Below are 11,060 nucleotides of genomic sequence, written 5' to 3'. Positions count from 1 at the left end.
ACAAAGGGGAGTTTTATGCGGGGGGAAGGCGATCGGCAATCCGGCCGTAGATTAACATCATCTCAGCGAGCGAGCTGACCTGCATGCCTTTCATTAAGTTCGCACGGTGAATTTCGACCGTACGCATGGCGATGCACAGCGTATCGGCGATTTCCTGATTCTTATAGCCTTTGGCGATCAGGGTGAGGATTTCCCGCTCCCGCGGTGTGAGCGCCTGATAAGTCTGAAGATATTGATTATTTTGATAATGCTCCTTAGCATTCGCCAAGGCTTTTACCACAGCATCCGCGAGCCTAGCGCCATCGGCGGGCTTTTGGAAAAAATCCACCGCCCCGAGTTTTAGCGCCTCCACCGCCATCGGCACATCGCCATGGCCAGTCAAATAAATTACCGCCAGCGGACTATTGTGCTGCACTAATTGCGCATGTAACTGCGGCCCACTTAAGCCCGGCATACGAACATCGACTAAGGCGCAGCCCGGCTGGCTTAAATCGATGGCGGCAAAAAATGCCTCGGCGCTATCAAAGTCACGGATATTCAAGCCATAGCTTTCGAGCATAAACCGCAGCGAGCGGCGCACCGACTCATCATCATCGATTAAATACACGGGCAATTCGTGGCTCATGCTGGTGCTCCATCAAACTTACGGGGTAAGGATACCTGCGCTTGGCAGCCGCCACTTAAAGCGGTTTCTAGGCTAAAGCGGCCACCATGACTCTCGGCGATATCACGGCAAATCACCAGCCCTAGCCCTAAGCCCTCCGACTTAGTCGAATAAAAGGCTTGCATCAGCAGATTGGCATCCTCAGTTAAACCTGTGCCATTGTCTGTGACCGTGAGCAGTAGCTTGTGTTCTTGGTAACGCAGATCGATATCAATCGTGGGCTGATAGGGTTTCGAGGCATCGACCTCGCTCTGTTGGCGTTGCACACAGGCATCGGCGGCATTTTTCAAAAGGTTGAGCAATAGTTGCTGCATGCCCACTTCATCTAAAGGCAATTGATAGGCTTCGCCGCTCACATTGGTTGAAAGCTGGATATGGTGCTGCTCCAGCTCATAGGCAAGCAGCGGCGCAGTATCATTCACTAACTGATGTAAATACAGAGGCTGCTTAGAGACAGGCCGCTTTTTCAATAAATTACGTAAACGGCTGATAATACTGTCGGCGCGGCTGACTTCTAGCTGGATTAAAGTCAGCACGGATTGTAATTCTTCTGGACTCGTCCCACGCTGTAAACGTACCTCGGCGCCATGGCAATAATGGCCAATCGCCGCCAAAGGTTGGTTGAGTTCGTGGGAGAGGCTCGCCCCAAGCTCCCCCGCAATCGCAATGCGCTGAGCGTGCTCCAACAGGGCTCGGTTTTCACTGAGTTGCCTCTGGGTATTGATTAACTCTCGGCCGCGGCGGCTAAAGCGGTATTCGAGCCAGAAATGGTAGACATTGAGCAATACCAATATGGTCAACGCAAACCAAGCCCAATGTTGATGCAGTTTTACCCATTGCCAAGCCCGCTGCCACCAAGGCGCTTGCAGTGGATGCATATCCAGATCTTTAAGCAGTTGATCTATCGCCAATTGACTCACGGCCGTGGTCCAACCCGCAGATTCGGCGGCTTTAGCGGCGGGACTGTCTTCGGGTAATGCTAGTAGGGCTTGAGTCACCTGTTTTGCGAGGGATTGGGTCGCACGGTTGGTTTTAGCCATAGACCAGTTGGGATATAACCGACTCGAGACTTGGCAATGAAACCCCGCAGGCGCCTGATTATCGAGCACCCGATAATCTTGCAGCTTGATCAAACCTTCGGCCTGCATTTGCTCAAGCTGACATACGGGCACAATTGCCGCATCTAAACTTGGGGATTTATCGCTTGGCTTATCTGTCACACCGAGCTGATAAATAAGGTTATCGAGTGGAAAACCTAAGGGGATAATTTCTCCTACAAAATGGGGTAAATCTACCCCCTTAAGCTGCGCCTCATAAACTAAAGTGAGATAACCGCCGAAGGCATTTTTAGAGACAATCCCGAGTCGCTTGTCCTTAAGATCTTTTAAGGTCTGATAGGGCGAATCGGCTCTGACCACCAGCGCAGACCCCACTTGCATCGCAGCACCATTATTGATTGGGCTTCGAAGGGTTGCGAGCCAAGACAGGGAAAATTGCCGCGCCAACATCACCGACTGCCCAGGGTTAGTGATAACAAAGTCAAGAGCTTCGGTTTCAACGCCTTTGGCTAATTCTTCAAGGCTTAAGGGATGCAATCTAAAGTAACTGTTAGGTATTTGCGACTCTAGCCAGCCCATCAAAGGTTGCCAACGATTGACTGTGCTCTTATAGCCCCGTATTGCCAATACGCCGACATCGACCACTTGATAGTTAGCGCCAGCTTCATCCATCAACTCTCCCGCAGGAGCAACAGTTAATGCGCCTACAGTTTTATCTTGAGTGGCCAAAACTTCAGCCATGGCTGAGATACTCAGTAGGCTAAACAATACGATGACGAGTTTCACCGCCATTCGCCAGCCATTGGTTGATACGACAAACCCCAACACTGTATCCATTCTCCTAAGCTTTAAGATTCAATCCTAAACAATAACCCCTAAACTCTTAAAGGTCATTCTAACTGATATTTATTGCGCTAGATCAAGTCCCTATCCGATATGTGGAAAACCACTATAGAGATGCCGCCTCCCCTTTTACAGAATGCGCTTAACGCTAAACCCGCGGTCTTCGACCCGTTTTATCTGTAAGAGTGAAGGAAATCCTATGGACAAGAGTAAACGTCAGTTTCTCGGAAAAATGGCCAGCGTGAGTGTCGGCGCCGCGCTCATTCCCGTCGTGCAAGTGCAGGCACAACAGACTGAACCTGCACCTACAGGCAAACGCTACGGTATGGTCATCGATTTGCGCCGCTGCGTTGGTTGCCAAGCCTGCACCGTGGCGTGCACCTTCGAAAACCTGCCACCCTTGGGGCAATTTCGTACCACGGTACAGCAATACGAAGTGTCACAACAGGATGCTACCACGCCACCCGCATTTTTAATGCTGCCAAGACTGTGTAATCACTGTGAGAACCCGCCTTGCATTCCTATTTGCCCCACGGGAGCCACCTTCCAACGCCCAGATGGCATTGTGGTCGTCAACAACGAATGGTGCGTCGGTTGCGGATACTGTGTGCAGGCTTGCCCCTACGATGCCCGCTTTATCAACCATGAGACCAACAGTGCCGATAAATGCGCCTTCTGCGCCCATAGGCTCGAAGCTGGACTACTGCCCGCCTGTGTCGAAACCTGCGTTGGTGAAGCGAGGGTGATTGGCGATCTAAATGATCCTAATAGTCAAATCAGTCAGTTACTCACAGCCAATAAGACAGATATCAAGGTACTCAAGCCCGATGCCAATACGGCCCCCAGAGTATTTTATATCGGCATGAACAGCGCCTTTGAAGATCGTATCAACGGCCAAGCCCCCGTTCGCACCCTACTGACTGACACTGGCGAGGAGATCCACCATGGTCATTAAAGAAATCTTTACCCCCGATATTGCCATCACTTGGCTGCCTTGGGCGGTGCAATACTTTTTTCTGATGGGTTTGGCCTACGCCAGTGTGTGGGTGGCGACCATCCATTTATTTAGCGCGAAACAAACCGATGCCAGACTGCTCAAACTCTGCGCCTGTTTGATGCTTACCGCCGGCATAGTCGCGCCGATTGCGCTGCTTGCGGACTTACACCAACCGCTGCGGGCATGGCATTTCTATGCCCAAATCAGACCGCATTCGTGGATGTGGTACGGCGCTTTTTTACTGCCGATATTTTCCGGTGCGAGTGCCCTTTTTGCTTGGCTCTTACTGCGCCAATACTTGCCAACTAAAGCCTCGACACAAGGGGAATCGTCCCAAGATTGGGTAAGGCGTATTGCGCAACTTATCCGCCTCGGAGACTGGGATAGCGATAAATGGATCAAGCCAATCGCACTGATTGCTAGCCTAAGCGCCTGCAGTATTGCGCTTTATACCGGAATGGAAACCATGGCGATCAAAGCACGGCCGCTCTGGCATACCTATTGGTTGCCGCCATTGATGGCGACCAGTGCCCTACTCGCCGCCTGCGGTACTCTCGCCCTGCTCAATCGTGTTTTGCACGGTTATCAAGCCAGCACCCAAGACAGGTTGTTGCAATGGGTTAGGGCAAGCTTTGGCCTCTTCGCCCTGTGTCTTATCGGCTGGGCCTTATTCGATAAAGGCTCGGCGCACGAAGCGGCGCTGTTATTAGACACCAGCCCAAGCTGGCAACTCGCCGCTATCTGGGTATTGGTTACCCTCGCTTTGCTGGCATTGGTATTGGCAGTACGCCGCCTCCCCTCGGTATTGATGTTAGTCGTGAGTTTAACGGCGGTGCATCTGGCATGGGGATTTCGCTGGATTGTACTTATCCAAGCGCAAACCGACCCAAAATACGGCGCGGGCACTTATTTCTATCAACTGCCTTGGGGGCCAGAGGGGCTATTAGGTATTGCGGGCACCTTTGGTCTCTGGATCGCATTGATGGTGTTAGTGTCTGAATTTATTCGCTATCAACCTCGCTCAGCCCATCAGGCCTTGTGAGCCACAGCACCGTTCATATTAAGAGAAGTTACCGCATTAAGGAGTCCGTAATGGATAAGAGTAAACGTCGTTTTATCAAAGGCGCAGCTGTGACGGGTGGCGTGGGGTTATTTGCCGCAGGTTACAGCCATACCTTAGCGCAAATGGGCAAAGGGGTCGTGCATGGCAGTTCGGGGAAAACCACCCAAGATCCCATCCATGGCAATTCGCTAGCCCCTGAATATAAAGTGGATTTAACCTCAGGCCAGCTGATTGGCAACGATGAACAACGCATCGCCAATACCATGTGTCTCGGTTGCTGGACCAAGTGTGGCGTGCGCGCCCGTATTGATAATAAGACAGATAAAATTCTCCGCATCAGCGGCAATCCCTATCATCCGCTCTCGGCGCGGGAACATATCGACTTCGATACCCCGATCAAAACCGCCTTAGTCGGCTTAAGCGCCTATCAAGAGCAAGGCTTACAAGGGCGTTCCACCGCCTGCGCCCGTGGCAATGCCATGTTAGAACAATTAGATAGCCCCTACCGTGTCACCCAATGCCTTAAACGAGTAGGGCCGCGCGGCAGTGGGCAATGGCAAAGCATCAGTTTCGAGCAACTGCTGACTGAGGTTGTCGATGGCGGTGACTTATTTGGTGAGGGGCATGTGGAGGGCTTAAGAGCGATTCGCGATATCAGCACGCCACTCGATACCAATAATCCTGAATACGGCCCCAAAGCTAACCAGCTATTGGTATCGAATGCCTCGGATGAAGGCCGAGATGTGATCATTAAACGCTTTACCTTCAATAGTTTCGGCACGCGCAACTTTGCCAACCACGGCGCCTATTGCGGCTTTACCTATCGCGCAGGTGCGGGTGCCCTGCTCGACGATTTAAAGAAATACGCCCACCTTAAGCCTGACTGGGACAATAGCGAGTTTTTGCTGTTTATCGGTACTTCACCGCAGCAGTCGGGCAACCCTTTTAAACGCCAAGCACGGCAGTTGGCCAACGCTCGGGTCGAAGGGCGAGAATTTAGTTATGTGGTGGTGTCGCCCATGCTACCCAATACCTCGAACCAGCCCTGCGCAGGTAACAATACTTGGCTGCCGATCCGCCCCGCGACCGACTCCGCCCTCGCCATGGGCATGCTGCGCTGGATTATCGATAACCAGCGCTACGCCAGTGCGTTTTTAACCGCACCCAATGCCGAGGCAGCGAAAGCAGCAGGCTACCGAGGCTTTAGTAATGCCAGCTTCCTAATCATCAGCACGCCGAATCACCCCAGATACGGCCAATATTTGTATGCCAGCGATCTCGGCCTACCCTTCGAAGGCAAAGTCTATGGCGAGCAGGATTCTCCACTGGTTGTCGATGCCGCTACTGGGCAGATTCTACCAGTCGGACAATGCGCCAAGGCGCAACTTGAGGTTGAGCAAAGCGTGAATACGCCAAAAGGCGAGCTGAGCGTGAAATCCAGTTTTCAGCTACTCAGTGAAGCCGCGCGCAGTGTCGAGATGGCCGACTACGCCAAGGAGTGCGATATCAGCGAGACGCAAATTGCCGCACTTGCCCACAAGTTTACTAGCCATGGCACTAAGGCAGCGGTGATCTCCCACGGCGGCACTATGAGTGCAAACGGTTTTTACAGTGCATGGGCGATCATGATGCTTAACGCCATGATTGGTAACCTAAATCTTAAGGGCGGTGCGATAGCTAAGGGCGGCACCTTCCCCGCCTTTGGTGCTGGCCCAAGGTACAATTTGCAGGACTTTGACGGCATGGTCGAACCTAAGGGCGTATTCCTTTCCCGCTCTAAGTTCCCCTACGAAAAAACCTCTGAATATCGCCGTAAAATCGAAGCGGGTGAGTCGCCCTATCCGTCGAAGGAACCTTGGTTTCCCATCTCATCGCCCCTGCTGGGCGAACATTTAACCGCGGCGGTGCATGGTTATCCCTATCGACTCAAGGCGTGGATCAACCATATGGGTAACCCGATTTATGGTCAGGCGGGTCTCGGCGAAGCCATTGGTGAACAATTAAAAGATCCCAAAGTATTACCGCTATTTATCAGCATCGACAGCTTTATCAATGAGACCTCGGCACTGTCGGACTACATAGTGCCCGACACTTTAACCTATGAATCTTGGGGCTGGAGCGCAGCTTGGCATGGCACGCTCACCAAAGAAGCCACAGGGCGTTGGCCGATTGTCGAGCCGAGGGTCGCCAAAACTGCCGACGGCGATGTGATTTGTATGGAATCCTTCCTTAGCCAAGTGGCGATAAAGCTCAATCTGCCTGGCTTTGGCGCCAATGTGGTCAAGGCCGCCGATGGCAGTTTGCATCCCCTGAGCCGCGCGGCCGATTTCTCGCTCTACGGCGCGGCGAACGTGGCTTACCTTGGTAAACCCGTTGCCGATATCAATGCCGAAGATATGTACTTCAGTGGTGTTGGGCGCATTCAAGCGGAACTCAATGCCCGACTCAAACCCGAAGAGGTCAAAAAAGTCAGTCACTTATTTGCCCGTGGTGGCCGCTTTGAGAATATCAGCGCGGGTCGCGACGAGGCGGGCAACCCCAGCAAGGTGTGGCCAAAACCCTTAATGCTGTGGAACCCAGAGGTAGGCAGTCGGCGCAACAGCTTAAGCGGTGAATATATGAGTGGCTGTCCACGGCGTTATCACCCTGCGCTCGCCAACGGCACGCCCTTGGAGCAAGCATTCGATAAGTCACAGTGGCCGCTGCTGATCAGCAGTTATAAGTCGCACACCATGAGTTCGATGAGTATAGGTTCGGACCGTTTACGCCAAGTGCACCCCAATAATCCGGTGCGCATCAATGAGCAAACCGCCAAGCGCTTTGGTATCAAGACCGGAGATACGGTCAAGATCAGCACGCCAAATGGCAGTGTGGTGGCTTTGGTGGAATGTGTGGCGGGCGTACATCCCGACTGCATTGCCATCGAGCACGGTTATGGCCATAAGGAGTTAGGCGCGCGGGATATAGTCATCGATGATAAAAAGATTGCCGCCAATCTGCTGATCCGCGTCGGAGTCAATATGAACGACTTGAATCTGTTCGACCCAAGCCGCCATGGGCGCTATCCGCTGGTGGACTGGGCCAGCGGCGCCTCGGCGCGGCAAGGACTCCCAGCCCAAATAGAAAAAATCGCTTAACCCCTAAGCCAAGGTAACAAGGAGGTTACCTTGGCTATCAATTTATCCTGCCCCGTTTTATAAAAAATGATCTAACCCAACTCTTTGGGAGTATTCTACTTGTTAATAAATGACTCAGAAATCAAGCAACGACTAAAATCCTAGCTATATTTAACACTATCCATGTGGTTCAGATTTTTGGGCATTATGTCGCATAGCCGTTTTTGAGTTTGCCAAACTAATTAGGAGTACTTCAGTGTTTAATTCTTCATTACGTAAAAGCCTTGAAATCAGTGAAACTAAACGCAAGGAAGCTGAAGCCACTATTGACTCAATAAAGGATTGTATTGCCACTATCGAATTCTCGCCAGAAGGCGTTGTCATTGATGCTAACCATATATTTTTGAATGAAATTGGTTATAGCCTGCACGAGATAGTCGGCAAACACCATAGATTATTCTGCTCACCCGAATTAGCCAATTCACCCAGCTACCAGCAGTTTTGGACAAGCCTAAAATCTGGCCAACCCAAAGAAGGTAATTTTCAACGGTTCCGGAAAGATGGCGAAGAAGTCTGGTTAAGGGCAACTTATTTTCCGATCAAGATGGACGGCAAGGTCGTTAAGATTATGAAAATTGCCTCAGACATTACCCAAGATAAACACAAACTAGATGATCAAGCAGCAATTTTTACAGCCTTAGATCGCGCTCAGGCCATTATTGAATTTAAACCCGATGGCACTATTTTGCAGGCTAATCCAAAGTTCTTAAAAACCATGGGTTATCAAGCATCACAAATTGTCGGCAAGCACCATCGGATGTTTTGTTTCGATGCCTTTTATCAACAAAACCCGCGCTTTTGGGACGAGCTCAAACAAGGTAGATATCAAAAAGGCCTATTCGAGCGTAAAAATGCCTATGGGGATTCTGTATGGCTAGAGGCCGTATATAACCCTGTGGTGGATGAAAATGGCAAAGTGGTTAAAGTCATTAAATTTGCGAGTGATATCACTAAAAGAATTGAGCAAAGTCATGCTGTACGACAAGCGGCGGATATTGCACTTGAGACATCCCAACTCACAGTAGAGCAAGCTATTGAAGGTGTTAAATTACTGGATGCGACAGTTAATACTTCAAATGCTATCGCGGAACAAACGGTAAAAACCACTAAATCTATTACCCAACTCAATGAGCAATCCCAAAGTATTCAAGCGATTGTCGCTACCATAAGCTCCATTGCTGACCAGACGAACCTACTGGCACTTAATGCAGCAATAGAAGCGGCCCGTGCTGGCGAACAGGGACGAGGCTTTGCTGTGGTGGCCGATGAGGTACGTCAGCTTGCCGCAAGGACCAGTAAATCCACCAATGAAATTGCCGCAGTGGTTGAGAAAAATAGCCAGCTCACCGCCAGTGCCACCAGCATGATGAACGAGGTGGAGCGAATCGCTGAACAAGGTAAGCAGCAGTTAGTAGAAGTGACAACTGTGATGAGCCATATTCGTACTGGCGCGGAAAATGTCGCCAATACCGTATCCCAACTGTCGATTGATGAGCAACATCGTTAGCATTAAAACGCCTTGGTTTGGGATACAGTCAATCCTTATCCCAAACCACTGTTTATCCCCAATTATCTCGCCCTAGTGACCTGACCGATAAAGCGGGCCTTAGATCAAATTAAAACTCGGTTTTTCGCCCTTCGTAGGCGGCACACATCTGCTGCATTTGCGCCTCTTCGTAGGGGCGAAGGCCACTCATCACTAAGGTTTTAATTCCGGTACCGACTAAGATATCGCCGCTGTGCAGTTCAAAGTGCAGCGTCACATCGCCACGCTTGCCATCAATCTTAAGCTCTTGTTCTACAAGCGATAGGTTTACTTCAACAAAGTCGAGTGTCGTCAAGTCGAATGACATGCTTTCGTAGATTACTAAGGGACGCTCAGGATTGATCATCACTTGATGTTGTTTCATCAAGGGCATCAGAATGTCGATAAAATTGTGTCCCGAGAAGGCCACATAATTACGAATAAAAGATTCGGTTTGTGCGTCACAACGGCTAGCATCACCTTGGCGAGTGACATGTAAATAGGTTTTATCGCGGTTATCGCAAATCGAAAAGCTGTCGTTCACTTGTTCAGGAAATTGCAGCTCAACCCCATCACCGACCATGCCAGCAAAGGTAAACTTCATGCTTTGGCTTAGCCCATATTGGGTTAAGACTAAGGCAAATAACAAATCGCCAGGCACACAAAAACGTTTTGCGCCCACATCGTGGATAGGGTTAAAGTCTTGAGCGATTTTTTTAGCGAAGTCACTGGCTTGTTGTGCAGAAACAGAAATTGATTGATTTTGCTTTGAAAAATAAGGCGATAGAAACATATTCACTCGTTCTTTAATGGCTCAACATTGGGCTAACAACATAATGGTCACGAGTCTACCTCAGTTTTGGCATTTCACTCACCCGATGACTTGAGCAACCAGATACAAGCTAGAGTCATGGCACTCGGCTGCACCATGACCATATTTGTTAGGACTAGACTCGCTTAAATTCTCGCTTTAATTGAAAACTCTCATCGGTCACTAGCTGCTCTAATACTTCAACCCGTTCGCGAAGTTTATCAAGTTCAATATGTAACAACTGGTTATCTGCCTGAAGCTTATTATTGGCAGAACTACCGCGCTCGCGGATTTTCATAATCGCGACCGCATATCCTCCCACAATGGCAAAAATCGGGATAAGTAATGCAAGGGTTGCTGGGTTCATAATGCGTCCTTTTACAATCGATCTATTGGGTTCCAGTATGAGCAACATAACCTAAATGCACCAGTGACAAAAGTCATGACATCAGCCCAAACTTATTCCTTATCAAAGCTATCTACTACAATCGCTCCCATAGAAGCGGGCATGCTAATCACGATAATCCGTTTAAAGGAAGTCATGGTGTCGTCAATTAAGGGCAATTTATCGAGACACAAGAGCACTAAACTGACGACACAAGCACTTATCAAATAGGCAATAATAATCCGGAAAATAAATACCGGCAGGCGGTGACGAATATTCTGTTGGAACACACTCTGGTAAGTAAACGCTCCGAGAAACAGCAACGACAAACCAAATAACATCAGCAAATTCAGTAGTGGTAAGGTTTCTCCGAGTTGCCATGCCTCTTCAGAAAAACCGATGGGCACAGCGAGCGCAAAGGCACCTACACACACTTGAATCGCATCTTCGGTATTAAAACGATAGGTATCAAATTGAAAAGCCATAGCTTAATCTCCCTGTCTTGCCTATGGCTTGAATAAGCCTGTTATCGAGTTAT

At 49.9% G+C, this 11,060-nt stretch carries 9 protein-coding genes; 4 read left to right on the top strand and 5 right to left on the bottom strand.

All coding sequences use genetic code 11. From position 1 onward, the window contains the following. Positions 1-13: 13 nt before the first annotated feature. The gene (locus tag KXJ80_RS05705; RefSeq protein ID WP_069454258.1) at positions 14-625 is read right to left on the bottom strand and encodes a response regulator transcription factor; all 612 of its coding nucleotides are present in this window, start codon (positions 623-625) and stop codon (positions 14-16) included. After that, a complete protein-coding gene (locus KXJ80_RS05700) occupies positions 622-2,559 on the bottom strand; it encodes a sensor histidine kinase (protein WP_259474572.1) in 1,938 nt (645 codons plus the stop codon). The genes KXJ80_RS05705 and KXJ80_RS05700 overlap by 4 nt, the downstream gene beginning before the upstream one ends. A gap of 205 nt (positions 2,560-2,764) precedes the next feature. Here KXJ80_RS05700 and dsrO point away from each other — a divergent pair, with 205 nt between their 5' ends. The 4 genes from dsrO to KXJ80_RS22410 all read left to right on the top strand — a co-directional run bounded on the left by dsrO (position 2,765) and on the right by KXJ80_RS22410 (position 9,308). Next, positions 2,765-3,520, top strand: a complete 756-nt coding sequence (dsrO, locus tag KXJ80_RS05695; RefSeq protein WP_259474571.1) for a sulfate reduction electron transfer complex DsrMKJOP subunit DsrO — start codon at positions 2,765-2,767, stop codon at positions 3,518-3,520. Beyond that, positions 3,510-4,604 carry an NrfD/PsrC family molybdoenzyme membrane anchor subunit gene (gene nrfD, locus KXJ80_RS05690; RefSeq protein ID WP_055647848.1) on the top strand — a complete coding sequence of 365 codons (1,095 nt, stop codon included), beginning with the start codon at positions 3,510-3,512 and terminating at the stop codon, positions 4,602-4,604. The genes dsrO and nrfD overlap by 11 nt, the downstream gene beginning before the upstream one ends. Positions 4,605-4,654: 50 nt before the next feature. Beyond that, positions 4,655-7,762: a tetrathionate reductase subunit A gene (locus KXJ80_RS05685; RefSeq protein WP_259474570.1), complete on the top strand. Its 3,108-nt coding sequence runs from the start codon at positions 4,655-4,657 to the stop codon at positions 7,760-7,762. Positions 7,763-7,997: 235 nt separating this feature from the next. After that, the gene (locus tag KXJ80_RS22410) at positions 7,998-9,308 is read left to right on the top strand and encodes a methyl-accepting chemotaxis protein (RefSeq protein WP_310795089.1); all 1,311 of its coding nucleotides are present in this window, start codon (positions 7,998-8,000) and stop codon (positions 9,306-9,308) included. 109 nt (positions 9,309-9,417) lie between these two features. On the opposite strand, the gene KXJ80_RS05670 is transcribed toward KXJ80_RS22410, so the two are convergent. The 3 genes from KXJ80_RS05670 to KXJ80_RS05660 all read right to left on the bottom strand — a co-directional run bounded on the left by KXJ80_RS05670 (position 9,418) and on the right by KXJ80_RS05660 (position 11,007). Continuing rightward, positions 9,418-10,119 (bottom strand): DUF3581 domain-containing protein, encoded by a 702-nt coding sequence (locus KXJ80_RS05670; RefSeq protein ID WP_037421914.1) that lies wholly within the window; start codon positions 10,117-10,119, stop codon positions 9,418-9,420. A 154-nt stretch (positions 10,120-10,273) separates the two neighbouring features. Then, entirely contained in the window at positions 10,274-10,504 is a 231-nt protein-coding gene (locus KXJ80_RS05665; RefSeq protein ID WP_037421910.1) for a hypothetical protein, read from the bottom strand. Between the two features lie 92 nt (positions 10,505-10,596). Continuing rightward, positions 10,597-11,007 (bottom strand): DUF2391 family protein, encoded by a 411-nt coding sequence (locus KXJ80_RS05660; RefSeq protein ID WP_037431171.1) that lies wholly within the window; start codon positions 11,005-11,007, stop codon positions 10,597-10,599. Positions 11,008-11,060 lie beyond the last annotated feature (53 nt).

The organism is Shewanella xiamenensis, assembly GCF_024971755.1.
Classification (GTDB): domain Bacteria; phylum Pseudomonadota; class Gammaproteobacteria; order Enterobacterales; family Shewanellaceae; genus Shewanella; species Shewanella xiamenensis.
Note: the sequence above shows the minus strand (reverse complement) of the source record. Positions and strands in the feature narration are given on the sequence as shown.

What these genes read in the sequence shown, in the direction of transcription:
- KXJ80_RS05705 (WP_069454258.1), bottom strand. Translation starts at nt 625, where the DNA reads ATGAGCCACGAATTGCCCGTGTATTTAATCGATGATGATGAGTCGGTG.
- KXJ80_RS05700 (WP_259474572.1), bottom strand. Translation starts at nt 2,559, where the DNA reads ATGGATACAGTGTTGGGGTTTGTCGTATCAACCAATGGCTGGCGAATG.
- dsrO (WP_259474571.1), top strand. Translation starts at nt 2,765, where the DNA reads ATGGACAAGAGTAAACGTCAGTTTCTCGGAAAAATGGCCAGCGTGAGT.
- nrfD (WP_055647848.1), top strand. Translation starts at nt 3,510, where the DNA reads ATGGTCATTAAAGAAATCTTTACCCCCGATATTGCCATCACTTGGCTG.
- KXJ80_RS05685 (WP_259474570.1), top strand. Translation starts at nt 4,655, where the DNA reads ATGGATAAGAGTAAACGTCGTTTTATCAAAGGCGCAGCTGTGACGGGT.
- KXJ80_RS05670 (WP_037421914.1), bottom strand. Translation starts at nt 10,119, where the DNA reads ATGTTTCTATCGCCTTATTTTTCAAAGCAAAATCAATCAATTTCTGTT.
- KXJ80_RS05665 (WP_037421910.1), bottom strand. Translation starts at nt 10,504, where the DNA reads ATGAACCCAGCAACCCTTGCATTACTTATCCCGATTTTTGCCATTGTG.
- KXJ80_RS05660 (WP_037431171.1), bottom strand. Translation starts at nt 11,007, where the DNA reads ATGGCTTTTCAATTTGATACCTATCGTTTTAATACCGAAGATGCGATT.